The organism is Flavobacterium sp. WC2509, from assembly GCF_052683105.1.
Genome location: NZ_JBQZFG010000001.1, coordinates 3,736,423 through 3,763,290, shown reverse-complemented (window position 1 = coordinate 3,763,290; position 26,868 = coordinate 3,736,423). Strand labels below are relative to the sequence as shown.

25 protein-coding genes are annotated in these 26,868 nt (G+C 31.7%); 15 read left to right on the top strand and 10 right to left on the bottom strand.

Annotated features, from left to right (window positions below; genetic code table 11):
* Window positions 1-662 precede the first annotated feature (662 nt).
* From ACUN3A_RS15805 to ACUN3A_RS15755, 11 genes are all read left to right on the top strand, one after another.
* Complete coding sequence (locus ACUN3A_RS15805) at window positions 663-1,238, top strand: hypothetical protein (protein ID WP_445552249.1); 576 nt, start codon at window positions 663-665, stop codon at window positions 1,236-1,238.
* Window positions 1,239-1,924: 686 nt separating this feature from the next.
* On the top strand, window positions 1,925-2,893 hold the full coding sequence (locus ACUN3A_RS15800) for a DUF4238 domain-containing protein (RefSeq protein ID WP_445552248.1): 969 nt from the start codon (window positions 1,925-1,927) through the stop codon (window positions 2,891-2,893).
* Between the two features lie 158 nt (window positions 2,894-3,051).
* The gene (locus ACUN3A_RS15795; protein ID WP_445552247.1) at window positions 3,052-3,561 is read left to right on the top strand and encodes a hypothetical protein; all 510 of its coding nucleotides are present in this window, start codon (window positions 3,052-3,054) and stop codon (window positions 3,559-3,561) included.
* Window positions 3,562-4,702: 1,141 nt separating this feature from the next.
* Window positions 4,703-5,275, top strand: coding sequence for a hypothetical protein (locus tag ACUN3A_RS15790; RefSeq protein WP_445552246.1), 573 nt, complete (start codon window positions 4,703-4,705; stop codon window positions 5,273-5,275).
* 167 nt (window positions 5,276-5,442) lie between these two features.
* Window positions 5,443-6,060 carry a hypothetical protein gene (locus ACUN3A_RS15785; protein WP_445552245.1) on the top strand — a complete coding sequence of 206 codons (618 nt, stop codon included), beginning with the start codon at window positions 5,443-5,445 and terminating at the stop codon, window positions 6,058-6,060.
* A gap of 1,101 nt (window positions 6,061-7,161) precedes the next feature.
* Entirely contained in the window at window positions 7,162-7,848 is a 687-nt protein-coding gene (locus tag ACUN3A_RS15780; RefSeq protein WP_445552244.1) for a porin family protein, read from the top strand.
* Between the two features lie 22 nt (window positions 7,849-7,870).
* On the top strand, window positions 7,871-8,290 hold the full coding sequence (locus ACUN3A_RS15775) for a hypothetical protein (protein ID WP_445552243.1): 420 nt from the start codon (window positions 7,871-7,873) through the stop codon (window positions 8,288-8,290).
* Window positions 8,291-8,531: 241 nt separating this feature from the next.
* The gene (locus tag ACUN3A_RS15770; RefSeq protein WP_445552242.1) at window positions 8,532-8,981 is read left to right on the top strand and encodes a superinfection immunity protein; all 450 of its coding nucleotides are present in this window, start codon (window positions 8,532-8,534) and stop codon (window positions 8,979-8,981) included.
* A gap of 6 nt (window positions 8,982-8,987) precedes the next feature.
* Entirely contained in the window at window positions 8,988-9,530 is a 543-nt protein-coding gene (locus tag ACUN3A_RS15765; RefSeq protein WP_445552241.1) for a hypothetical protein, read from the top strand.
* Between the two features lie 176 nt (window positions 9,531-9,706).
* Complete coding sequence (locus ACUN3A_RS15760) at window positions 9,707-10,375, top strand: DUF4145 domain-containing protein (protein WP_445552240.1); 669 nt, start codon at window positions 9,707-9,709, stop codon at window positions 10,373-10,375.
* 174 nt (window positions 10,376-10,549) lie between these two features.
* The gene (locus ACUN3A_RS15755) at window positions 10,550-11,167 is read left to right on the top strand and encodes a hypothetical protein (RefSeq protein ID WP_445552239.1); all 618 of its coding nucleotides are present in this window, start codon (window positions 10,550-10,552) and stop codon (window positions 11,165-11,167) included.
* 109 nt (window positions 11,168-11,276) lie between these two features.
* Here ACUN3A_RS15755 and ACUN3A_RS15750 read toward each other — a convergent pair whose 3' ends face one another.
* Window positions 11,277-11,768 (bottom strand): thermonuclease family protein, encoded by a 492-nt coding sequence (locus ACUN3A_RS15750; RefSeq protein ID WP_445552238.1) that lies wholly within the window; start codon window positions 11,766-11,768, stop codon window positions 11,277-11,279.
* Between the two features lie 97 nt (window positions 11,769-11,865).
* Here ACUN3A_RS15750 and ACUN3A_RS15745 point away from each other — a divergent pair, with 97 nt between their 5' ends.
* The 4 genes from ACUN3A_RS15745 to ACUN3A_RS15730 all read left to right on the top strand — a co-directional run bounded on the left by ACUN3A_RS15745 (window position 11,866) and on the right by ACUN3A_RS15730 (window position 13,698).
* A complete protein-coding gene (locus ACUN3A_RS15745) occupies window positions 11,866-12,669 on the top strand; it encodes a hypothetical protein (RefSeq protein ID WP_445552237.1) in 804 nt (267 codons plus the stop codon).
* Between the two features lie 68 nt (window positions 12,670-12,737).
* A complete protein-coding gene (locus tag ACUN3A_RS15740) occupies window positions 12,738-13,190 on the top strand; it encodes a DUF5675 family protein (protein ID WP_445552236.1) in 453 nt (150 codons plus the stop codon).
* Between the two features lie 12 nt (window positions 13,191-13,202).
* Window positions 13,203-13,466 (top strand): hypothetical protein, encoded by a 264-nt coding sequence (locus tag ACUN3A_RS15735; protein WP_445552235.1) that lies wholly within the window; start codon window positions 13,203-13,205, stop codon window positions 13,464-13,466.
* The gene (locus ACUN3A_RS15730; protein WP_445552234.1) at window positions 13,456-13,698 is read left to right on the top strand and encodes a hypothetical protein; all 243 of its coding nucleotides are present in this window, start codon (window positions 13,456-13,458) and stop codon (window positions 13,696-13,698) included. The genes ACUN3A_RS15735 and ACUN3A_RS15730 overlap by 11 nt, the downstream gene beginning before the upstream one ends.
* A 1,028-nt stretch (window positions 13,699-14,726) precedes the next feature.
* On the opposite strand, the gene ACUN3A_RS15725 is transcribed toward ACUN3A_RS15730, so the two are convergent.
* The 9 genes from ACUN3A_RS15725 to ACUN3A_RS15685 all read right to left on the bottom strand — a co-directional run bounded on the left by ACUN3A_RS15725 (window position 14,727) and on the right by ACUN3A_RS15685 (window position 26,837).
* Window positions 14,727-15,800, bottom strand: coding sequence for a hypothetical protein (locus ACUN3A_RS15725; protein ID WP_445552233.1), 1,074 nt, complete (start codon window positions 15,798-15,800; stop codon window positions 14,727-14,729).
* 143 nt (window positions 15,801-15,943) lie between these two features.
* Window positions 15,944-16,711, bottom strand: coding sequence for a nucleotidyl transferase AbiEii/AbiGii toxin family protein (locus tag ACUN3A_RS15720; protein WP_445552232.1), 768 nt, complete (start codon window positions 16,709-16,711; stop codon window positions 15,944-15,946).
* A gap of 3 nt (window positions 16,712-16,714) precedes the next feature.
* The gene (locus tag ACUN3A_RS15715) at window positions 16,715-17,002 is read right to left on the bottom strand and encodes a DUF6922 domain-containing protein (protein ID WP_445552231.1); all 288 of its coding nucleotides are present in this window, start codon (window positions 17,000-17,002) and stop codon (window positions 16,715-16,717) included.
* A 293-nt stretch (window positions 17,003-17,295) separates the two neighbouring features.
* Entirely contained in the window at window positions 17,296-18,765 is a 1,470-nt protein-coding gene (locus ACUN3A_RS15710; protein WP_445552230.1) for a hypothetical protein, read from the bottom strand.
* Window position 18,766: 1 nt separating this feature from the next.
* On the bottom strand, window positions 18,767-20,599 hold the full coding sequence (locus tag ACUN3A_RS15705) for a hypothetical protein (RefSeq protein WP_445552229.1): 1,833 nt from the start codon (window positions 20,597-20,599) through the stop codon (window positions 18,767-18,769).
* Between the two features lie 2 nt (window positions 20,600-20,601).
* Window positions 20,602-21,627, bottom strand: a complete 1,026-nt coding sequence (locus ACUN3A_RS15700) for a 3'-5' exonuclease (protein ID WP_445552228.1) — start codon at window positions 21,625-21,627, stop codon at window positions 20,602-20,604.
* Between the two features lie 7 nt (window positions 21,628-21,634).
* Window positions 21,635-22,654, bottom strand: a complete 1,020-nt coding sequence (locus tag ACUN3A_RS15695) for a DUF1848 domain-containing protein (RefSeq protein WP_445552227.1) — start codon at window positions 22,652-22,654, stop codon at window positions 21,635-21,637.
* Entirely contained in the window at window positions 22,651-23,280 is a 630-nt protein-coding gene (locus ACUN3A_RS15690; RefSeq protein ID WP_445552226.1) for an alpha-ketoglutarate-dependent dioxygenase AlkB family protein, read from the bottom strand. Before ACUN3A_RS15690 ends, ACUN3A_RS15695 begins: the two co-directional genes overlap by 4 nt.
* Before the next feature lie 119 nt (window positions 23,281-23,399).
* A complete protein-coding gene (locus ACUN3A_RS15685) occupies window positions 23,400-26,837 on the bottom strand; it encodes a DEAD/DEAH box helicase family protein (protein ID WP_445552225.1) in 3,438 nt (1,145 codons plus the stop codon).
* Window positions 26,838-26,868: the final 31 nt, after the last annotated feature.

Here is a 26,868-nt window from a genome sequence, read left to right as displayed (position 1 = left end):
ACTGGCTAAGCGCAATGCCTGCCGCAGGCGCAACACAGGCACTGCGCCTAGCCAGATAACGTTACTGGAGACTTGTGCCGAAATTACGCAGATAAAAACAATTAGAAAATAAGCATTCTTTCCGCAAGAAGTTTAAAAGCAGAAGCGTGAAAATTGGAACTTGCCAGCAGAAACTTGAAAAGTTGAAACCTGAAAAACAGAAACGTGAAAGTTGGAATTTGCCAACAGAAACTTGAAAAGTTGAAACCTGAAAAACAGAAACTTGAAAGTTGGAATTTGCCAACAGAAACTTGAAAAGCGGAAGCGTGAAAATTGGAATCTGCCAACAGAAACCTGAAAAGCAGAAACCTGATTTTTTTTGCGCAGAATTTTAAAATGAAAAGTAAATAATTGAAAATATGAGGTCGAAAATTACGAACTGAAAAGCAGAAAAGTGAAAGTTGGATTTTGCCAACAGAAGCGTTAAAAATTTGCGGTTTAATCGTAATTTCGACAAAACAAGCCTCCAGTAACACACGCTACAAGCAATTTGGGGATTTGGCTTAATGGAAAAATTAGTTTGTATTTGGAAGATTTGGCAAATCCGAAGATCAGGCTTAATTTAATCCCAAACTGCTTGTAGCGCGAGAACGTTACCAGTAATTGTAAAAGACGACAACGCAATGAAAGATCAATCCGACTTTGACATAAAATCTACAGGACGAATTTCAAAGGAATTTCTAGACAGAAACATTCTGACTTTTAATCAAGCAACTTTATTCGTAAAAGAACTTGCTTATGGACGTAATGCAGACAAAAACAATTTAGCTTCTGTGTTTAGTGACAATTGTGGAACTTGTAGCACAAAGCACGCTTTACTTAAAAGACTTGCAGACGAAAATAATTTTGAAACAGTAAAACTTATTGTTGGACTTTTTAGAATGAACAAGAACAATACGCCAGAAATTTCTGCGACACTATTACAAAATAATTTAGAATTTATTCCAGAAGCTCATTGTTATTTGAAGTTTGAAGGCAAAATTCTCGACCTGACAAAAATTAATTCTAACCCGACAGACTTTTTGGATGACCTAATTGAAGAAATCGAAATTTTGCCAGAACAAATCACTGATTACAAAGTGAACTATCACAAAAATTATCTTGTAACTTGGCTCGACAATAACAAACAAATAAATTTATCATTTAACGACATTTGGAAAATTAGAGAGCAATGTATTCAAGACTTGTCGAACAACTGATAAAAACAACTACTGGTAACACACGCTACAAGCAATTTGGGCATTTGTCTTAATGGAAAAATTGGTTTGTATTTGGAAGATTTGGCAAATCCGAATAATGAGCTTAATTTAGTCCCAAACTGCTTGTAGCGCGAGAACGTTATAGAGCAGTTGTGCCGAAATTACGCAGATAAAAACAATTAGAAAATAAACATTTGTTTACGCAGAAAGTTAACAAAGCAGAAGCGTGAAAATTGGAACTTGCCAGCAGAAATTAGAAAAGTTGAAACTTAAAAAGCAGAAGCGTGAAAGTCGGAATCTGCCAACAGAAACGTGAAAAGTTGAAGTGTGAAAAGCAGAAACGTGAAAATTGGAATTTGTCAGCTGAAGCTTGAAATTCTTTGCGCAAAATTTATAATTAGAAAGTAAATAATTGAAAATAATACGCCGAAAATTACGAACCGAAAAGCAGAAACTTGAAAGTTGGAATTTGCCAACAGAAGCGTGAAAAGTTTACGGTTCAATCGTAATTTCGACAAAACAACCGCTCTATAACACACGCTACAAGCAATTTGGGGATTTGGCTTAATCGAAAAATTGGCTTGTATTTGGAAGATTTGGCAAATCCGAAGAATGGGCCTAATTTAGTCCCAAACTGCTTGTAGCGCGGGGACGTTAGTGGCAAGCTCTAAGAACTTTTACTTTAAATGGAAAATAAGAAGCACTCGAAAAAACATCATTACTTACCGATATTTTATCTTAAGGGATTTGCCGATGATAATCAGCAACTGTTTATTTATGACAAAATTAGAAATGAGATTCTAGAAGGTCAAAATCCTAGTAGCAAATTCTATGAAAACCATTTGAACAATTTTCGCGCTGATGGAAAAGTTCTGTTTAGTTTTGAAGAAACATTATTTACACCTAGCGATACAAGAGTTTCTCCCCTATTTTCTAGATTTAGAAACTCAACGAACTATGAGTTTTCTGCCTACGATAAGGTTGAACTATTACATTTTTTAAGTCAACTTTATTGGCGTTCTCCAGAAACACACGAAAAATATAGTGAACTAATAAAAAAAGAAGGATTTAGTAATAACTACTTTCGAATTACTAAAGCAGGAAAAACTGCAAAGGATGAAGAAATCCCTGAGATAATAGACAAAATTTTAAATGATACTGAAACTCAGAAAATGTTTAAACATATTATTCCACTTACCAATGGAAATATTGAGGAATTACAAAAGCTTGCAGAAAAATGGAAAGTTATTGATTTAAGTACAGAACAAGCAACTTTCATCACTGGAGACAATCCGTTTCTTATAAACAATAAAAATTTTCGCATGGATAATGTTTTTGAAGAATTAATTTTTCCGCTTAGTAAAAATAAAGTTCTAATTTTATCTGATAAGTCTCCTAATTTTTTTGACTCAATAGCTCTTGCAAATATTAATATTCTTATTCTTCATCAATCCAAAAGATTTATTGCTTCAGAAAGCCGAAATCAGCTTGAAACTGTTATTGAAAATTATAATAACTTCAAAGATTTAAATCTATTAGATCAAATGCATGCTGGAACATTTGGAATAATGCATATGCAATCTCAGTTCAAAAATTTTGAAGATTATTTGAAATATTATCATGAACTTAAAAGTAAACAAGGAGCCAGCCACTAACAGCCACTACAACGGATTTGGGCATTTGGCTTAATGGAAAAATGGTTTTGTATTTGGGATGATTTGGCAAATCCGAATATTGGTCTCAATTTAACCCCAAACCCGCTGTAGTGCCAGAACGTTAGCTGTAATTATACCAAGCTGTAAACTAAAAAATCATGAAAGAAAAAATACTCATCTTTTTAATACTGTTTTCTTCGAGTTGCATTGGCCAAGAAGTATTTAATTCACAAAATGATATTTATATTAGAGATAGTTTATTCTACAACAAAAAGAATGATTCTTTATTTAATGGAAGCATAGAATTTAAGAAAAATAATGGCATAATAGTTTTCAAAAAGGATTATGAAAAAGGCTACTTAGTAAAGGTCTCCGAATATTATAATAAAAGCGCAAAAGGTCGAGTTTACAAAGAAATTTATTATAACTCAAAACAGTTCTCCAAAAAACTAAAGGAAGTTTATTATCACACAAATGGAAAAATATATTCAATAAAGTATTTTGATTTCAACAGTGATAAAAATTTGGAAGAATCCTACGATGAATCTGGAAAGTTAGTCTATAGCTGTGAGTATAAAGGAGGAAAAAAAAATGGCAAAGAATTTTGTCTTTCGAAAAAGGGTGATAACCTAACAGACTATTACATAAATGGCAAAAAAGTTAAGTAACTACAGCTAACAGCTACTACAACGGATTTGGGCAATAGGCTTAATGGAAAGTTGGTTTTGTATTTGGGATGATTTGGCAAATCCGAAGAATGGGCTTAATTTAGTCCCAAACCCGCTGTAGTACCAGAACGTTATGCGCAATTGAGTGTTTGAGACTTGATAAATAGCGAAAATTTTGAGGAAAAGGAAAGCGTTAATAGCGGAAAATGATTTTATTTTTCGTCAAGCCTTGCAAATGGGATTTGCTGAAAATGTATTTTCAAAGCGAAGAACGCTTATAAGGCTTGGCTAAGTTATAGTAAAAAAATGACAAAGTCAACTATTTTTTTACTGTAAATTATTTAACGCTAGGTTTTTGCGGAAATTTATCGCTAAGATTTAAAAAAACTGCGCCTATCATTGCGGTCTGATAGGAGCAATATTTTAAAATCATTTATCTAATCCTCTTCTCGACTCAACTGTTCCTGCTTTTTTATATCTTGGCAGAAGATAAAAAACAGCGCATAACACTGGCTAAGCGCAATGCCTGCCGCAGGCGCAACACAGGCACTGCGCCTAGCCAGATAACGTTGTGCGTAATTGGCAGTAGACTACGGAGTTTCTTGCACAATGAATTTTCGGGATATTTTTTTTGAGGATTTTAAAAGAATAAAGCATTTAGGCTTCAAGTCTTTCGATTGGAATCGTAGAAAGTTCACTTTCAATACGTTTGACAACGTAAAAGACTTGGCTAAGTTATTAAAAATAAATGACAAAGTCAATACGTAAGAATACTTCATTTAGTTTTACTAACTTAAAATCCTCAAAAAAAATAGAGCCCTAAAACCCCAATTATTAACTTCGCCTAGCAGGTTTGCTAAGCGCAATAAATAATTGGTTTCATTGATTTTGATTGTGCTGAAAAAAAAAGATAAGAGTAGTCTATCCAACTCCGTTACTGATGAATATAGATTGTAAATAGATCAGTAACTACGCACAACACGGGCTAGGAGAAATGCCTTCCGCTTTATTGGATAAAATAGTACAAATTAAAAAATTTGGCTATTTTAGCAATTATTAGTTAAGCGGGATAAAGAAGGCACTTCGCCTAGCCCGATAACGTTAGTGGCAATAGCAATAAAAACTGCATAAAAGAAAGACTTTGGGAAAATTTAGCATATTTATAAAATCAAATAAGTTCAATTGGACTGTAAATAAAATTGCATTACTACTATATGCTATTTTATTCATCGTTTATCAAATCAATAAAAATTTTGAAAATCTATTCAAAGGTGTAATTGGATTTGCATTTCTTATTGGAGGAATACTTTATAAATTCTCAAGATTTGGAATGCCAGAAAAGTTAAATGGAAAATTAGATGGCTTTTTGGAGTTTAAATTGGATTCCATAATTATTGACCAAAAACAATACAGTATTGACGAAATCGAAAAAATTAGCATTGTCAACAATGACTTTTACGGTAAGGTAACTAGGTTTAGAAGTGGATTTGATTCCAATCTTTCAAATGGTGTCGATAATCATCTTACATTAACACTCAACGACAAACGTAAAGTTTCGTGTATGTTTGAAATTTATTACGAACAGGATATACGCAAACTTGACAAAATTCTAATTAATTACTGTTCTCTTGGAAAAATGGATTTTTATCGATTAAAAGATATTTTGAAGTTAGAAAGTGAAGAAATAGAAGACTTAAAAAAAACTATAGCGTAAAAGCTACTGCCACTAACAGCCGTTTGGCGAGATTGGGGATTTAGGCTGAATTTAAAGATGGTTTTGTATTTGGAAAATTTGTGTTTAACCGAAAAATCCCGCATCTTTAATCCCCAACCTCGCCAAGCGCCAGAACGTTATAGGGCATTTTAAAGAACCGACGGAATATGACAGACATAAAAATTGAATTTAAAGAAAAACTTCTAAAGACAATTGAAATTCAGAATAAACTTTTTGGTAATTCAAATAATTTTGACAATAATACTAAAGAAGCATTTGTGAATTTAGGAAATTATTGGATTGATAGAATTGGAAAAGAATCATTTACACTTACTTCTTTAAAATCTATATCAACTGAAATCCTAACATATTGGAAAGAAAGCATTGGTATCGATACTGAATTATTTTGGACTGAATTACAAAAAAACAATATTGACTTTGAAAGAAAAGACGAATTAAATTTTGCTTTAGAAAAAGGTAGATTCAGAAGAGTGGAAATTGGAATCGGTGCAAGAAAATATTGGTCTGTAATCAAAGAATTTGAGTCAATACAGAAAAGATTTTCAAAAGAAAATATTGAAAAAGTTGATTTAATCATTGACCAAGATGAAAAAAAACGACTTGAAATTTTAAGAAAGTGTTTGAGAAAAAAAGAAATTCCACAGACGCAATACTTGAAATTTGGAGAATGTTGGGCTTATATGAGTAACTGTGGACTTTGGGATAAATATTTTAGTAAAGAAGAAGTTGAAGAATTATTAAACATTTGGAAAAACTTTGATTGAAAATAACCGAAAGGTATAAAAAAACGCCCTATAACAGCCACTACAACGGATTTGGGCATTTGGCTTAATGGAAAAATGGTCTTGTATTTGGAATATTTGGCAAATCCGAAGAATGGGCTTAATTTAGTCCCAAACCCGCTGTAGTGCCAGAACGTTATGCGCAATTGAGTGTTTGAGACTTGATAAATAGCGAAAATTTTGAGGAAAAGGAAAGCGTTAATAGCGGAAAATGATTTTATTTTTCGTCAAGCCTTGCAAATGGGATTTGCTGAAAATGTATTTTCAAAGCGAAGAACGCTTATAAGGCTTGGCTAAGTTATAGTAAAAAAATGACAAAGTCAACTATTTTTTTACTGTAAATTATTTAACGCTAGGTTTTTGCGGAAATTTATCGCTAAGATTTAAAAAAACTGCGCCTATCATTGCGGTCTGATAGGAGCAATATTTTAAAATCATTTATCTAATCCTCTTCTCGACTCAACTGTTCCTGCTTTTTTATATCTTGGCAGAAGATAAAAAACAGCGCATAACACTGGCTAAGCGCAATGCCTGCCGCAGGCGCAACACAGGCACTGCGCCTAGCCAGATAACGTTAGGCTTGATTGCTCCGTTGACGAGAAACCGCTGATTTTAATCGGACCTTTAGTTCGGAAAACACTGAAGCAGAAACTGAGCTGACCGAAATCGAAGCTGAAAATTGATATTTAATTGTGCGGAAAAACAAACGTAAACCGCTTTACGGAAAGCCGAAAGCGGAATTTTTTTGTCGATTTTTTTTTGAGATTTAATTAAGATTTTCAAAGCTTAGTTTGAAATACGGAAACTAATCGAGACGGAAATCAGAAGGCGGAAAATCTTTCGAAATTGGAATCGATAATTGAAATCGAAATTCGTTCGTGCTCGGCGTGCGTGTCACAACCCAGCCTAACACACGCTACAAGCAATTTGGGTTTAGGCTTAATTGAAGATAGTGCTGTGTCAGAAATATTTGGCAAAACCGAAAGTTTAGGCTAATTTAGTCCCAAACTGCTTGTAGCGCGAGAACGTTGGGCGATATTTTACCTCAAACAAAACTAAAAACAAAAACAGAAAACAAAACCTATGAGAAAATTACTTTTGAGTATTTCATTTCTATTCATTTCATTTCTAAATTATTCACAAAATTCAAAAATAAAATTTGGAGTTCAAGCAGGATTAAATTATTCAACATTTTTAGGATATGAAGTTCCTAAGGAGTTTAGTCCGCTTTATTCTGAAAGTCCTGCATTTGCTTTTTTAGGTGGAATAAATTTTGAATATCAAATTAAAGAAAAATTGAGCTTAACATTAGAACTTAATTACGAACGAAAAAGTCAAAAAGGAGAGAACATTATTGAAATTAGAGATATTAATGGATTTACTGAAAGTTATAATTTCACGTCGAAAAAGAATTATGATTATTTAGTTTTACCAATAATGATAAAATACAGTTTTAGTGATAAAAACAGTTTCTATGTAAATGGCGGACCCTTTATTGGTTATCTATTAAAATCATTTGGAACTAATGATTTGGAAAATATTGATGGACTAAATAATGGTTCTGTTGATACTACAAATCTTAACAACAAAACCGATTTTGGATTATCTGTTGGATTGGGAAAAACCATTGAAATAAACGAAAAAAACTCAATTTTTATAGAAATTAGAGAAAATCTTGGTTTGACTAATACAAGCAAAAATAAAGTTTGGGGAGATGGAGAGGCAAGAACTAATTCATTGAATTTAATAATTGGATACCAGTTTAACTAGATATTTTAAAAGCACAAGTTATATGAAACTAAAAACTTCGATCTACTTTCTATTACTGTTAATCTTTTCAAATTGTTCAAATTCTGAAGATTCAGCAACAAACGCATATAAAGGATTATGGATAATAAACAGCATTACACCAGAAATTCCATCAGATCCAAATCAGCCTGATTGTCGAATGATGAATGATCAAATTTTTTTTGATGGTTTAAATAGTATGACATGGAGTTATCCAAAACCAGACCACAATGGAAGCTATAAACAACCTTGCGATACAGGGTTCTTACAAGAAATATACGATTTTAAAGTTGTGAATGGTTTATTGAAAATATATGAAACAAATACAACAAAAGAAAAAAAATGGATAATTGAATTGAATAATGGTTTACTTAAAGTCACTAGAGGAGATGTGATAACTGTATACAAAAAATCAAACATTTAAAAAAACATCGCCCAACAGCCACTACAACGGATTTGGGCATTTGGCTTAATAGAAAGTTGGTTTTGTATTTGGAATATTTGGCAAATCCGAAAATAGGGCTTAATTTAATCCCAAACCCGCTGTAGTGCCAGAACGTTAGTGGCTATTTTACCGCAGAAAATACGTGAAATAAAAGCATCAAACAAAAAAACAGGCAAGCTGAAAACTGCATTTTGAAAGAGTAAGCAAAAAATATCTTAATATGGAACAAATTAGCATAACCGTAATTATTATAGCCGTACTTATTTATTTTTTTCCTAGCGTAATTGCTTTTTCTAGGAGTAAATCAAACACAACAGCAATTGTAATGTTAAATCTATTTCTTGGTTGGTCATTTATTGGTTGGATTATAGCTTTAATTTGGGCAGTATCAAAAGATAGAGAAACACAACAAATCATTGTTAACAACAATTCTTATTCTGAATATAAAACCGTAACACCTACTTTTACTCAACCAATTCGAGAAAACATCCAAAATAATAATGATGGAATGCAAAAAATACTTTCAAACCAAGTAATTAAATCTATTGAGCAAAATCCAAAATCCCATCAGGAAAAAATAGAAAACCTACAAAAGCTAAAAGAATTGTTAGATGATGGAATTCTAACACAACAGGAATTTGACCAACAAAAAAAACAAATTTTAGGATAATATTTTATGGAAAAGACTGTTTACGAAATAATAAAAGATTGGCACGAATTATTTAAGAATGACGTTATTTCAGAAGAAGAATTTATTGCCAAAAAGAAAGAACTTCTAGAAAATGACAAATCAAAAATTGAAGCTTTTAAAAATGAACCTGAAATAATTGTTGAAAATATTAGCTCCAATCAATATGATTATCACGAAGATGTTTATGAAGAAGAAAGTTTTATTTCAAAATATAAACTTTTTATAATTTTAACAATTATTTGTTTATTAATTTTTGGTTACTACTATTATGAGAGAAACAAAACAATTAACAACATTAGTGAACCAACAATTGGAACTTATATAATCAATTCTGATAGCAATAATTTAGTGCATTTTTACACTAAACCAAATATTGAAACTCAACGGAAATCTTATTTTAGTACAAGAGATACAGTTTATGTTTCTGAAGTAAAAAATGGTTTTGGTTACATTGAATACAAAAACGACCGTAATCAAAAATCAAAAGGTTGGATAAAATTAGAAGATATGATTTATTATCAAGAATGAAAATGAAAAAAAACAGCCACTAACAGCCGTTTGGCAAGATTGGGGTTTTAGGCTGAATTTAAAGATGGTTTTGTATTTGGGAAATTTGTGTTTAACCGAAAAATCTCGCATCTTTATTCCCCAACCTCGCCAAGCGCCAGAACGTTAGCAGCTATAATAACAAAAAAATCGTTAAAATGAAATGTCCACATTGTATTGTAGAAGTTAATCCAAATTTTAGAGAACACTATTTTGGAAATGATTCTTCTGGCCATTGGTCAACTTTTCATATGACTTGTCCAAATCCAAACTGTAAAAAGTTTATAATAGATTTAGCTAAGGGTGAACCAAGGAAAGATTTTCAGAATCAGATTGTCGGAGTACAAAACTTTGAAATGAGATTTTCTGTTAACCCTCTAACATCATCAAGACCGCCAGTCCCAGATGTAGTTGATAAGATACTTGCTGATGATTATAAAGAGGCTTGTCTAATACTTACATTTAGCCCGAAGGCGAGCGCTGCCTTAAGTCGAAGATGTTTGCAAAATATCTTGCGGGAAAAAGCCAAAGTAAAGAAAGGTGATTTAGCAAATGAAATCCAAGAAGTTATTAATAGTGGTCATCTGCCAACTCATCTTGTAGAAAGTATTGACGCAATAAGAAATATAGGAAACTTTGCAGCACACCCAAATAAGAGTAAATCTACAGGCGAAATTGTTGAAGTCGAATTTGGAGAAGCTGAATGGCTACTTGATGTAATCGAATCCCTTTTTGATTTCTATTTTGTCCAACCTGAGATTTTAAAAATAAAAAGAGATGCCTTAAATAAAAAATTAACGGAGATGGGAAAACCGCCAATGAAATAATTACAGCTGCTAACAGCCACTACAACGGATTTGGGCATTCGACTTAATGGAAAAATGGTTTTGTATTTGGATGATTTGGCAAATCCGAAGAATGGTCTTAATTTAGTCCCAAACCCGCTGTAGTGCCAGAACGTTATAGGCAAGTTTAAACGAATGCTAAAAACAACAACTCCAATGAATAAATATTTTTTACTTTTTCTTTGTTTAATAGCAAATTGTAGTTTTGTTCAATCTCAAGAAAAGTTAATAAATCAACAACAAGATTCTATTAATTTTAATGACAAAATTTATAAGACCATTTATCAAGTTGAAGTATCGAGGCCTCCTCTAACAATAGAACTTATTGAAAAATTAGATGGTGATTTTTTTGGTACTGTAAACATTGTGATTGACAGAGATTTTGAAAACAAGAGCGAACTTTTTGTAGGCAAAATGCAGATTGAAAAATCAAAAGTTGAAAAGCTAATTTCTGAATTCAAAAAGATTGCGCTTGAAACTGTTAAAAATTGTACCGAAAATGATGATTGTGTAGAGGGGCTTGATGGTGTTTACACAGAATTTAATATTAAATCTAATCATATAATTAAAGAATATAGTTTTTGGGGATTAACCCCCAATCAAAAAAATGAAAAGGACACACCTGAAAACCGAAAAAAAGCACAAAAAGTATTAGATTTCTTGGACAAAGAACTTAATCTAAAAGTAAAGTATCATGAATTGCATCAAAAACTACCGAAAGGCAGATATAGTTATTGGATTGGTAATGGAGATGCTAGTTTTACAATAGAATAAATAAAACCTGCCTATAACAGCCACTTATCCTTATTGCGCCTGTGAACAGCTAATTTTATTGGTAATCACTTAAATTTAAATTCATTTAGTACAACATAGGTATAACAAATCAGAACCTTTTTACAAGGTTATATATCCCTACTCTATTCAGCTGTGCTTGGCGATTCATAGCTTGATATTCTGCAAGCTTTCCACAGTAATATTGATTTGTTGCTTTAGCATAGCCATTGATCAAAAGCAAATCATTCAAACATTCTCCATTAGGCAAAATTACATACCCTAATTGCCTGTTCCAGTAGTCATAATAATTCTCCTGTTCTGTAATGATAGTTACAATCGTTTTAGGCGGTGCAACCGACAAAACGAAGTGTAAGGATTGCAAACCAAATTGAAGCAGTAATTGGGCAGGTAAACTGCTTTTCTCTTCGTCCTCTTTCATCTTTCTATTAATCTTCACTTCTGGTGCATCCAAGCCATAAAGTCGAATCTCTTTTTTCATTTGAGTGAAACGATTGCAAATGATGATGCTGTCCCCGTCAAGGACTTCTTCAATTTGCCAATGGGTTTCCACTATGAACGGTGCTTTTGCTTTATATTGCATTGATTTACAGTTATTTAAATTATTAATAATCAAAGATAATCATTGAACTTTGACACTGCAATTGCAAGCAAATATTAACTTTAAAAAATTAGAAAAAATGGCAAGACAAAAAGGTGTTATCAAGTATGTTGGAACTCTTGGAGATATCCGACACTTCAAAATTAAAGGACAAGAAGGATTTTTCGCTGGTATGGTTGGCGGACCTTCAGGCGACCAAGTGTTAACTGCTCCTGAATTTGAGAGAACTCGTGAGAATATGAACGAATTTGGAGCTTGTGCCAAAGCAGGGAAATCTGTTCGAACTGGCTTATCTCAAATAATGAAGCAAATGTCAGATAGTCAAGTAACAGGAAGATTAACTTCTATAATGAAGAAAATCAACTTGGAAGATCAAACCGAAGCCAGAGGGTATCGTAAAATTGAAATCTCTACTCAACGCAATTATCTAAAAGGATTTGAATTTAACAAAAACATTTCCTTAACTGGTATTTTCAATGCTCCTTACTCATTAACTCACACTCCTGACAGAGCAAGTTGCGAATTTGTAATTCCTGACTTTAATCCTGCGAATTTGGTTAGTGCTCCATCTGGAACCACTCACTTCCGATTGATTACTTCACTTTCTGTAGTGAGTGATTTTGAGTACAACGCTACTACAAACAGTTATGATCCTATGGATGCTGATTTGAATGAGGTAAACGATATTCAATTTAGTGGTTTCTTGGACTTGTACGCTCCAATTCCTGCTACTACTATATCAGCAACTTTACCTGGTGCAGTAGTTCCAACGGTAAACACAACTGTTTTACAGTGTATTGGAATTGAGTTTTACCAACAAGTAGGACCAAATTATTACTTGTTTTCAAGTGGTAGCTGTTTGAAAGTCGAGGACGCATTTTAGAAACAAAACCAAAAAATCCCTCAAGCTAATTGGGGGATTTCTTGTTTTAACTCCAATCTATCATAATTATGGAAACTAAAATAATAAGAGTTGCCCAGGGCAAAGAAAGTACATTGAGCCAGCTGTATATCAACGGGATTTTTCAATGTTATTTATTAGAAGATAAAATTAGAGAAGTAAAAATAGTTTCAGAAACAGCCATTCCAAAAGGTGTTTTTAGTCTAAAGTTAAACACTTATGGAGCTAAAAATGTGGATTACAAAAAAGCTTTTGGAAAAGTTCACGAAGGAATGATTGAGATTTCAGGTTTACCCAATTTTAGTTTTGTTTATATCCATACCGGAAACACCATCAAAGAAACTGCCGGCTGTCCGCTTTGCGGTTTTGGTTTCCAATTTGTTGATGGCAATTACCAAGTTTCTCAAAGTATTTCAGCTTATAAAATGATTTACCCAAAATTGGTTGCACTGGCTAAAGTTGAAACGAATACAATAACTATTGAAAATAATTTTCAATTCTAAAAAGCCAAAATAATGGAAAACATCAATAATATCACTGTGCTTTTTGGAACACTAATCACTTTGTTACTTTCGGTTGTAGCCTATTTCATCAAGCAATTACACTCTGATTTCAAGAGTATGGAAAAAGATTTGATTGAAGTAAAAACAATGGCTTTAATCATCAAAACCGAGTTCAAAAGTGGTAATGGCTTACTGAACCAAAAAGTAGAATATTTAGAAAAAAGAGTACAACACATAGAATTAGTAATTTTAAAAAATCAAGATTATGAAAAATAAAAATATGAATGTCGTAGAAAGAACATTGGCACCAACTCCAAAGTGGTTTAAAGTTCTTAGGACTGTTGGAATTGCTTTGGCAAGTGTTGGCGGAGTAATAATCGCTTCTCCAGTTGCTTTACCCGTTGGATTGGTTTCGGTAGCTGGCTACTTGGTTCTGGGAGGCAGTATTATTTCTGTAGTTTCTCAAACTGCTGTAAAATCAGAAGAAGAACCCAAAGTAAATCCTTAAAACAGTTTAAAATTCAAATTGAAAGCTCCGTAATTCGGGGCTTTTTTTGTTTTTGACTATTTCAATTGGTCATTTGCTTTATTTTATACCGTTTTATTTAAGTGGGCGGAATATATTGCCCTTATATTGGCTTTAAACAGCTTTCATTTGGCAATCAAAAAAGGGTTGGTTTATCGGAAAAAGGAAAGCAAGGAAGCCTTAATCTTCAAATTTGTCAGAGGTCAATCGGATTAAGGGGGAATCAGCGCTGTTTTTTTTGAGAGAATGCTTATTGGGGATTTTCTTGTGGAATCGGGGGTTGTGGCATTCTTTCAAAAAAAATTGCATCCATGGGGGTTTGGGGGAATGGAAGATTCCCCCAACTGAACTTTCCTAGTGCGGTGGCAGAAGCTCGGGCAAGTGTGTGGATTTTTATTTGTTTACCTAGGTATTTGTGATTGCTTTTTTTGTTGGATTGGTGCCTAAACTTGATGAAAGCTGAACTGTCGAATGTTAGAAGTCATTTGTTATGAAAATGGAAAGTATCAATCCAGCTAAAAAGCAATGTACCGTGATGTTCTGACAAATAAAAATACACACTCTTGCCGGCTCTTTTGATTATTGAGGATGCCATAATGTTGTTATGAATGACAAGATATGATTATATGTTTTGGGTTTGTGGTAAAACCGTAATGGCATCTTCAATAATCAATGCAAATATGATTCCTATTTCGGGCGGGAGCGTTGGGGCGGGGCTATTTTACATAATGAGCTTATAGTTTCGGTGTGGCTGGGGTTCAGCCATACTGAACTATAATGGCTTATTATGTAACATAGCTTTGGGGTGGTTTTGGGCTTTTCGAGCGTTGGGAAGTAGCTTATTGTAGTTGTGGAGTTTACGGAGCAAGCTACAATGTGCTACTAGAGCGTTGGCAGAAGCCCAAAACTACAGGAGCGTTGGCAGAGCGTTGGCTGGGTGGGCGCAAAAAGGTCAGCGATAGCGTTCCTATTTTTTTTATTTTTGAAAAGGTTGTTTATTGACAGTCTTTTTATTTAGCATCCAGTATTTCATCTGGTTTATTGATTAATGGATCAAGCCAATCTGCTTTATCAGTTGCCCAATTTATCCATTCTTGTTTTTCCGGTGTTAGGCTATTTGTATTAATTGCATGTTGTTTTTCGGCTTCAATATATTGCCGAATTAAAATTGTTTTGTTGTGTTGCTCTGAGAGTGCAACCAATTTATTGAATTTGGTGATTTCTTCGTCTTTGCGTTTTTTGATTTCTTCCTTACGCTTTAATTCGGAATCATATTGCAATCTCCATAAACGTGATGCTTCTTCTTGCTTTTTCTTTTCTTGGGCATAGATTTCAAGTTTCGCAACTATCCGAGCTAAAAGTTCTTCGATTTTTACTTTTCCGTCACGCCATTCTTTTTCTCCTGAATATTTACCGATTTTTAATATTAACTCACCCGTTGGAATATATTCTGAAAAACCATGCGGTGTTGTGGCAGGTATTCTTTTCGTTGCTTCCCGTAAGTCAAAATCAATATAAATCCCATCGATCAAGATACAAGTATCATGATTTTCTTTAGCTATAGTATGACCTCTATAACGCAACAATTTGGTAAGGATATCCATAAAACGTAATGCTCTGTCACGATGCTTATCACCTACTCTGATTGGATAATGTAACTTTTTGTATTTATCATAAAATACGTTCCCTTTACTTTCATTCCAATAATCCTTGGTTTGAATGGTTAATATGTCTGGTTTTTCTATTTTATCGGGAACTACCAATGGTGCTTTTAAATCATTCTCAATTTCTTTGGTTCTTATGGTTAATGGAGTTTGGTCAACATTTACTGGATTCCCCTCTTCTCTTATTGTCAAGACAATTTTATCCACTTCATTGGATATTAGATGTAGTTCCTCTCTTTTAAACGGTTTATTAAATTTGAGTTTTGACCAATAACCACCATCCGGCATAGGAATCTCAAATTGCTTACACAATTTTTTAATTCCATCATTTGAAAGTGCATATTCTTGAGTTAGCTTTGATACTGGCGTTGACCATACTATATCATATAATTCTTTCCTGGTTAATTCAATAGTTTTCATAAAAAACACCTCTTTAAAAGACTAAATTAAAGGTACAAAATGTTATTTAAAAAATGAAATTAGCGAAATGAAGCAAACAAAGAATTGATGCTAGGAATACTTGGACTAGGGGCAATTTTTGTGCAGGTGAATGAGGTAATGAGTTATTTGATTTTTATTCCTTTTGGTCCAGGGAAATCTTTACCTAAATGGCTGTAAAGGCGTCTTACTTTTGAACGCCAACTTATTTTTGCTTCAATCCAAGTTTTACTTCCCTCGATAATTTGTATGGTATCGTTTGTATGTGATGGAAACTTTGAATAATCGGAATTATCATCAAATTTTAATAGTAATTCTGGATTGTCAATAGGTGTTTTGTTTTTACTTAAATCAAATATTGTTTTATCTTCTTCTTTGTTGAATTTAAGCGTTTTTACTTTTAAATCTTCATATAAATCTACCAATGAAATTGTATCGGTTATGAAGTCTAAATCATAAATATCTTTCTTGGTTGAACGGTTTGAGGTGCTGATTAATTTGAATAAACCAATGTCTCTTTTTGAAAGTAAACTTATTCCTTGATTTACTTCTACATCGAACAAATTTTTCATATTTTGAAGCATCTCCACTTTTATGGTTACCCCATCTTCTAAATCAAGAAAGAAACGCAGAAAACAATATTGGTCGTTTATATCACAAGGATCGTCAAAGCTTTTTGCTTTCGTACCAAAGTAGTTTTTAACTTCATTTTCGATGTTTTTAAATCCCTCTTTGCCAATTATTCCATCGTAAAAGAAATCAATATCATCAGAAACTCTATGATTGAATTGTAATGCTAGATTTGTACCACCACCTAAAGTAAATTTTGATACTGTTGGTAATGTTTGTAATTCTATAATGGCTTTAATTATTGCTGGAGTAACTGCCTTCATACATTATAGCGAAAAACGAAGAAATGGTTTTACATTGTATCTTTTTGCAACACTTATACAAACTTTGTTACTAATGTTCTCTGTTGTTAATTTTAAGTATTTAACAATATCTTTAGCAGAATATAGTGTTTCTAATTTTTGAATGTCTGTTTCAAATGTATCTGGAGTTGTTGCATACAAAGCCCTTGGTATAATAATAGACTTGTCTTTGGAAAGATTAAGTTTATTAGGATCCATATCCCAAAATAAGTGTTTGGGAAAAATTGTTGCTATGTTAATTGACTGTTTCACTATGCAAAAATAATGAATTTAGTGTTATATGGTGTATTACTATAAAAAAGTTTAACTTATTTGATCTTAAAGACTTAATGTAAATCTAAAAGAAAACAAATAATAAGTTCATAAAAATGAAATTAGCGAAATGAAGCAAATAAAGATGTGAGTTTAGGAATACTTGGACTAAACGAGGATTTTGTGTAGATGAATGAGATAATGATTAGATAATACCTCTGATATTTAAATGGAATCTATTAGATTTGTAGCTCCTCTTTTTATAAGGAAAACATCGCCTAATGCTGCAAAGATTAAATTACACATTTAAAAACTCTTACTACTCTTGTCCATCCATTTATCCAATCATCCGATTTACTGTTTATTTTAAACAATTCTTCAAAACCCTCATTGCCTGAAAAAGCATTGACAAAACTATCAATTCTTGCAGTTTTTAAATCCGTTATGTATGGGCTTACACATAAAAAATAATTTTCTCCAGAAAAATTAGCTTTAATTAATTCAATCAATTTTGATAATGAGAAAACATCCATATCTAGTATATTAGAAAATAAATGTATTCGCGTCTTATTTACTTGTAGAAAATCATTAGCTACCAATGAATCTAAATCCTTGTTTATTGTATTAATAATTTTGGTATTATTGCTGAATTTTGAAACGTGAAGCGATGCTCTTTTTAAAGCTATTAGGGAAGGCTCTATTAGCGTCATTTGTGATATTGATTGGTCGATATCATAGTCATTTAAATATTCCAGTAAAGTCATTGAAGCCATTCCTTGCCCACAACCCCAATCGATGCAATGGGGATTTTCATTAAATATATGCCTAGGCAAATGTTTAAAACTTGAAACTAATTTTGTGTGGTGCATTTTGCCATAACTCTTTAAATAAGAAAACAACTGATTTTCTTTTTCAATAATTTTAACCCCACGTTGAAGTGAATAGAAAACATTTGAATCATTTATTAGAGCGAATTGATCAACAGATATTTGTCTTATCGAATGAAAGTTTGCAGTAGCACTTTCTAATAATTCAACATAGTTTGTGCCTTCTTCTATTAAAAATAATTTATTTTCAAAAGGAATCTGCCTTTTTACTCTTTTTAGAAAAGTATCTAATAAAATTTGGATTTTATTGTATGAAGTAATAGGATCAATGACATCAAGATTAAGTACTTGATTAATCAGATTGTTTTGTAAAAAATAATAATTAGGATTATTGTTTTTAGAAAGTATTTTATTTTTAATTGAAACTACACCTTCATTGTTTTGTTTACCAAAATCATTAATTACTAATGCGTAATAACTAATAAAAGTATCAATTACTTTATCCTCTGTATCTTCTTCCTGATTATATGCAATTGAAAGTTTATCTAAAAAACTATCTATAATTTTATCGTAATCCGATATTTTTTTTATTCCTATAAGATATAATGAGGACGCTTCTAAACGGCTGCTTATATTTAAATTATTTTTAATTAAAAGTTTATAGAGTTGATGAAAAGGCATTAAAAAACTAAACCTTTGAGAAACATCTAGCAATATGCTAATAAAACTTTTATTTAATTCTATTGAAAAATCTAATTTTTTAAATTTTTGTAAGTTATTTGAAATATATAACTCAATTCTGTTTTTATCAACATTTAAGTCATTAAAATTTTGTGTTAAAAAAAAGTCATAAAGTCTATCGTTATTCTGCTCAATAAAAAAACTTAAATTTTCTACGCTGTTTGAGGCTGCTATTAATTCGTCAAAAACACTCATTTTAGAATATTTCTTTTTGAGATTCTACATATAAAATAGCTTCTATTAATTTATCTATATCGTCAGGATTGTTTTTAAAAGCTTTAAAATTATCTACTTTTAATTTTTCAGCCTCCTTTTTTAAATTAGTAATATTTAATTTTTTGAGTTCTTGCCGTCTATTTACTTTATCATCCTGAAGTTGTAAATCCGTTTTATTATCAACATCATTTACTAGATTTTCATTAGGTGTTTTTTCAGCGTATATTTTATTTTCTGACACATTATTTTCTAGTAATGAACTAGTTGTTGTTACTAATGGTTCATTTTGTTCTGGATTATCTTTAATGTTGTAATTATCGTTTGATTTGAATTTTTCTATAATTTCTTCAAGTTCCTTAATTTCGTTTTTTTGTTTCAGAATAAAATTATTTAGTTTTTCTATCTCTAAACTTTTCTCATTGTTTTTTTTATCGAATTTATTGTTTAGCTCTTTTTCTATTTCTTCTTTAGCCTTTTGGAATACTTCCTTTTCATACTCTTCAAAATCTTCTTTTAAAAGAGTTGTAAAGTATTTAGTTCCCTCTATATTATCCTTGTCAATTAAGTATTTAGGGATACACTTATTAATTTCTGATATGATTTTTTGATAAATTTTATTGCGTGAAATACTTTGAAAGAATTCTGGAAAACCAATTTTTTCTTTTTTTTTAATAATGATAGTTTTGTCTAATACTTGATAAGTTTCGAAATCTTTGTAATCAGTTTGGTCTTTATATTCACTGACCCAATTTAAATATTCAAAATCACTATTGTCTCTTTTATTATTAATCGCAAATTGAAAAATACTTTCTATTGTTAAATAGTCTAATTGACTGTCTAATTTGAATTTGACATCAATATTAAAGTTATTTGTTTTGTAATTATTTCTTAATACTTCATATCCCTTATTAATACCAAATATTAGTGCAATTCCTTCTTTTCTTTCAATTGGGAATTTATTGGATATTATATCAGAAATAAAAGTATCAATACTTTGCCTTGTTCCCTCACCATAAGATGCAAGTATTGCAACGAAATAGGTTAGTTTTTCTTGGTTGATTTTATCAATTAAATATTTACCATTATTTGTTAATAATTGAACTTTATCAACCTTAGCAAAATTCTCAACAGTACTGTTATTTATTTTGTTATAAATAGCATCATATAGACGATTAAATTTTTCAGTACGAATTATTGCCCATTCTTGGTTATTTTTGACTTGTACTTCTTGATTTATTATTTCATCTTTAACTAAATCGTTTATTACTGATAAAGTATTAAAATAATTTGTTGGATAATTTTGAGGATCATTACCGGCAATACTCATCACTGCAAAGCCACCCATTAATCTATCAAACTGCTCTAATTCTTTGCTCCAATCTTTTAAAGAGTTTTGATTATTAATTGAGGTAAATTCTTCAGTATTTATTTCAATTGAATTTGGCACAACTTCAATTAAATTAATTGGTAAAAAAGCAGCCCCACTTTCTATGTTATATACAGTATTGATCTTTTGTTCTTCATTTTTAAATGTTATTTTCTTAATTCTAGAAATAGGAAGTGGCATTTCTAGTGTAAAAAAACTATTTGAAATTTGAACAGCTTTTTCTGTTTCTTCATTAAGTATAATTTCTAATGAACAATCTGTTTCATTTGTAAACATACTATTTGACAGTAGTATTTGATTGTCATATCTATTTTGGATATCGGCATTTCTGTTTTGTAAATATTTTGTTGGACAAATACATCCTTTTGCAAAATAAAATGCAAGATTTTCTGATTTTATGGGTAAAAAATATGTTTTATTATTCATAATTATTCAATATCATAAGTGTTTTTATTTCCTTTGTTTGGCTTCGTTTTACAAATTAAAAATAAATTTGTTTTGGTCCTAGTTAAGGCAACATAATAATCTTCTTCATTTACTACGTCTAGTTTATCAATATACCAATCATAAGAGTCAAAACTAGGAATAATTACAGTGTCAAATTCAGTTCCTTTTGATGATTTAAAAGTAGTAATATGAATACCACTTAATCCTTCAAATTCATCTAAGTCACTATTAAATTTTGTACAGTCAATATCATTGTCAAGTTTTTCTCTAATTAGTGCATAGTATTCTTTTACTTGTTTTTGAGTTGGAACTAAAATTGCAATATTTTCAGTATCTCCTTGAAAATCATTAATAATACTCATAATAGCATCCAACTCGTCCTCTCTATTCCAACCAGTAATTTTTACAATAGGCTTTAAGCCTGTTGTTAATGATCCGTTTATAGTGTCTTGAGGAATTAAAATATCTGGAAAAACAGAACGTATAAAATCAAGTATTTCTTTTGAATTTCTAAAGTTTTTTGTTAAGGTATATTCTTCATTTTCGAATGTTTCTTCTAACCAATCGGTTAATCCTGCTAATTGTTCTTTATTTAGATAAAGACTTTGTTCGGGATCAGCTCCATAAGAAATTTTGCTAGAAAATCTTTTAATAGTTCTATATATATCAATATTAACATCTTGTCCTTCGTCAATAATTATTTCATCATATTCTCTGTGTAAATTTGTATGAGAAGACCACCAAAGTGATCTATTGACATTTTCGGCAGCTTCTTCATTTTTAGATAATGCTGATTGTATTAAATAATGTTCTAACGTTTTTGTATAAGTTAGGAGCAAACTTTCTCTAATACCAGTTTCATAATTTCTAATATGTCTCCATAAACAAACAACGCTTTTACCAGTACCTGGACCACCTGATAAAGCAAGTGAATCTGTTTCATTTAAGGCTGCTTGTTGATTGGGTGTTAATTGTGTAATTATGGGTAAATTGAAATAATATGGCATAATTTATTTATTTTCCTGTTATAGTATCTGCTTTTGGGTTCATTGTATGTGATTTGTAATTAGCAAATGCTGCTTGCTTTGAAGTATTTGCATAACAATATACACATTCGTGTGGACAGGTATTGTACTCGCCAATATCTTTACTCATAATGCAACCACAAGCTTCTCTTTGTCCTTTGTCTTTTATTTTTTTTGTTTTGGTTATTGTTGCTGACACATCGAATAACGAAGGTTCCGTAAATTCTACTCCCAAGAATTTCATTAATTCTTCGTCTTGATGAAATAAGTCTATCATTAGGTCGTCATCAATACATTTGTTGTGATTGATGCCGAATTTATTCAAGCCGAATTTTTCTGCACAAGTTGCTATTTCTAATTCCCATTTTTTATTTAATTTTTGCAAGCCTTCTGCAAATTCCAACATTGTTTCCAAACTGAATTCAATATATTTTATATTGGCTTTGTTAAGATTGCTTTCTACTTTTTTATAAATACCAATGTCAGCAAAGCTAAAAACTAATTTATTAGTGTACTTGTATAATTCATCGCCAATTTTTTCCAGTCTTTTTAGCAGTTCTTTTACATCAATTTCGTTTGTTAACAATAATGGATCAAAACGCCAGACTACTTTTTCTTTTCCGATTCTATTGGAGAGTTCTTTAAATGTTTTTATTCTGTTTTCTACACGAGGTACTTTGCCTTCAAAACCTTCCTTATCATAATCATTTAATGAAAATTGGAAATAATAATTTTTGACATTTTTATCCAAGAAATCCAGGTGTTTCATCATCGGTTTTGGATTTTTTGTCCAAAAAACAACTACTTTGATGTTTTTGAAAGAAACATATAGAGGTACTCCATTGAAAGGATTTTTCCATTTCACATATCCCGCTTTCCATCTGTCTACAAACCAATCTGCATAAAATGTTGGAATATCTGTTGATCGACTGGCCGATACAATTATTGGTGCTTGCGCCAAAACCGTTTCTCCATCATCATTTACTATTTCAACTTTTTGCCAATTCATAGTATTACTCTGAAAGTTAAATTGATTCTTTCTTTTAATGGTTTAGCCGATTTAGGAACTTGATGTTGCCAAAAGTGTTGTAGTTCTCCCTGCATTATTAAAAGACTTCCGTGTTTTAATTCAATCTCCAATTTTTCTTTTGTTATACGATGTCTTAATTGGAACTTTCGCGTTTCTCCAAAATTAGCGGATGCAATTACTGGATTTTTGCCCAGTTCTTTTTCTGCGTCAGTATGCCAAGAAATTGAATCGGAACCGCTTCTATATCGATTTAAAAGGACACTATTAAAAATTACTTTGGATTCAGGTTCAATTTTATTTTTAATAGCAAGAATTTCTTCATTCCAAGGCATTGGACTTAGTGTAATACCCGAAAATGAATAGGGTTTGTCATTATCACCGTACCATGCAGTTAGTCTAGGAAAATCAATATTTTTTCCATATATATTCATAGATTCCTGCTTCCAAAGTACTTTTTCTGTCAATGCTTTCAAGTAAAAATCACTTTCTAATTTTGAGAAAAAACTCGGTAAATAAATAAATTCACCGTTTGTGATTTTATTTAAACCAGTTTTAGGAAAAGTATTATCATTCCCATTACCCTCAAACATATCTAATTGCGCCATATACAAATGTAATTAAAATTGATTTTTTTCAGATTATGTTTTATGTTTATTCTATCTTGATTTTTTGAAAAAGCACTATGTTATAGTAATGTGATTTATTTTAAAATCACTGTTTACTATTACGCTATACAAGCATTCTCATTAATACGCTCAATAATACTTATCACTTTGTGTGCATCACTATCCTCAAATACTCCCATTAATCCCTGATCGTTCATATCGGTGAATGGTGGTTCAAACAACATACTTGGTTCAATAGTTCCATTTTTTGTTAAATAGGTAATAATGTTTTGAATGAATGTCATTTGGTCAGCTCTCAGATTTCCGGCTTGTAGGAATTCTGAAAAGGCATCTTGTGCTGCTTTTATATCAAGACCAATGATGTTTCTAATAAATACTCCTAATGGTTCTTTCCCAAATTCTTTTTCGAAATCTTGTCTTGTTCCTCTTTCTTCTCCATCAAACAAAATGTCTTCTAAAAGCTTCAATTCCTTTGTTGTAATTGGATTGTTTGAAACTAATTTTGAAATCGTCAATTGATGTTTGTTTTCTCGAATGAAACTCTCTACTCTTCTTCGGTAAGAAGTGCCATAATTTGAAGATATTTTTGGTTCATTCAAAACCATACTGATTTCTGAATCTTCTAGATCTGTATAAATTATTGCTTTATTGTTAGTATCTAAATACTGAATCAGTTCTCGAAGCTCTTCTCTTATGCCGTCTAACTTCTTTTGTGAAATTTCTTTATAAAAGTCCTGTTTTCGGATGTTTTCAATTGTTGGTTTCGCACGTAATACAACAGGGATGGTATATTTTTTACTCAATCCTTCGGCAATATCAATTAAGGTTTCTTCGTATCTCTTTTTTGTACCTGACATCATCAGTGTTGCTATTTGTAGTTTTAGCATCATCAGGTCAAAACGCCTTGCCATTTCATTGATTGTTTCTGGAATAGGTAATTCAGACAAGTACTCTTCAATTATATGTGTGTCGTTACTATCTAAATTATTCCATCTCGCTCTTTCGTTGAATTCATCTACATATTTTAAATTCATGGCTACTTGAAAACGTGTTCTATCTAATTGTTGTATAGCCTTATGTAATATATCACGTAAAGCATTAGAAAGCTCAACATTTTCTTCTTCGCTTTCTTCTACGAGCAATCTACTTAGATGTAATCTGGATTCAAAAATTTGTTGTGTGATTGGTTTAGCAATTAGTGTTTCTTTTCCTTTCTTCTGAACTTCAAAGAATTCGAAATTACCACATACATCAAATATTAAGAAATGGTCTTTGGGTTGATTTGGTCCAAAAACATCATCACATAATCGTGTACCTCTTCCTATCATCTGCCAAAATTTTGCATAGGAACGCACCACTTTGAAAAACACTAAATTCAATATTCTTACCGCATCAATTCCTGTGTCCATCATATCGACAGAAACGGCAATTTGCGGATTGTTTTCTTTGTATTTATCACAGAATGCATCTATCAAACTTTGAGCATGAGAAACTTCATTGTGTATCATGGAAATAAATCCCGATGGCAAAGCCGGATATCTTTCGGTGAAACAATCAACAATGAATTTGGCGTGCTTTTGATTTACAGCAAAAATGATGGTTCTGCCTAACTTATCACCACCTTCAATTTTTAATCCGTTTGCCATTAAAGCATCCAACACTTTATTTACCGTATCTTTATTGAACAACCATTTGTTCATGGCATTGGCTCTTATTTCTTCTGGAAAAAGTCCTGTGGTTTTGTCCTCAAATGTTTCTTCGTATTTTTCTTTTTCTTTATCCGATAAGTCTTTGTACTTGATACCCTCTCTTAGGAAATTGGTTGTAATGTCAATATTCTTATACGGGTTTAAATATTGAGGTACAGCTTGATGTAACTCATACAAAAATGTTGGGTCTTCATTACTGCATCCGAAAAGCTCAAAAGTATTGTGGTCAATTCCATCTTTAGGTGTAGCTGTAAGTCCTACAATACTAGCATCAAAATAATCAAAGATGGCCTTGTATCGGTTGTAAATAGAACGGTGTGCTTCGTCAACAATAATTAAATCGAAATGCCCTACACCGTAAAAACGTTCATCGGCATTGCGAATATTATCTATTTTGTTCATCATGCTTGGATAGGTACTGAACACTAATCGCGTGGTATCGTTTTCCTTTTCCTCTGTTAAATCTATGGCTGATAAATCGGGTAAATATTCGCTAAAGTTGTTCTTTGCTTGACGCACCAATGCGTTTCTGTCTGCTAGAAACAGTACTCGTTTTACCCAATTATTTTTGAATAACACCTCTACCATAGCCGCAGCAGTTCTTGTTTTACCACTTCCTGTTGCCATTACCAATAAGGCTCTTCGTTTGTTACCACACAAACCATTTTCACCATCAGTTACAAAGGTTTCTGCAACCCGATTTATGGCTTCAAATTGATAGGGTCTGTTTGCAATGGCAGTATTGATCGTTGCCTTACGAATGTCTTTTATCGTTGTTCTTTTTTGAATTAACCATTGTAATTCCTCTTTGGTATAAAAACCAAAAACTCTTCTTGGAGAACTATAAAAAGTATCTTCCCATATCTTGGTTTCATAGCCATTAGTATAGAAAATAACAGGTCGTTGCTTGTGCATTTCTTCTAAGCAATTAGCATATAAAAATGCTTGATATTTTCCAACCTCAACATCTTTTGTAGTGCGTTTTGCTTCAATTATTGCCAGAGGTTTTCCGTTGTCGTCCCATAAGACATAATCAACAAATCCGTTGCCTTTTGGATTGTCAGCAGATATTGGCATACCTGTTACTGGGTATTCAATTTCTCTGCCTACATTTAAGTTGTTCCAACCTGCTTCTTTCAAATCGACATCAATGAGGTGCTGACGTGTTTGTGCTTCCGTAAACTCAGCAGTTAAGGGTTTTAGTCTTTCCTGTTTTTGTTTTTTCAATTTTACAACCGCTTGTTGGGTTTGTTGTTGTAAAGCTATAAGTGTTATTTCGCTTTCTTGTGCTTTTTCAAAAATAGCTTCTTTTTCTTGTTGCAATTTTGCAATTTGCTCTTGTAATTGCTGATATGCTTTTTCTTGTTCTTGCTGTTGTTCTTTTAGGAGTCTTTGTTTTTCTCCTAATTTAGGAATGAAAGCTTCGTTGAATACTCCAGGTAAATCAGGAATTTCTGCGCTATAGGTTTGCGCCAACCATTTGGTAAAATCATAAATGTAACGGATGCTTATTAATGCATCTTTGGCATTAATACGATTACCAAAGTGCGCTGCATTGTTCCCTGTTTTTCTAACAATGTGTAAGCCTTCGTGAAGCTGAAAAGGAATGATACTTTTAATTGCTTCTTCGTTCATTAAGTTGATGAGCTCGGTATTGAATGGTTTGTCGATATACTCTACCTCATAGATTAGATACATGGACTCTTCTAATACCAAACGACAATAACTAGCTGCAGAAACTGGTTCTATAAAAACCCTTTCTTCGGCTGTTTTTAACTTACGATAGAGTGACAACCACTCTTTTTGAAGGAATTTAAAGTTGCTCATTTATTTAAAATATTTTACACTTTTATCTATT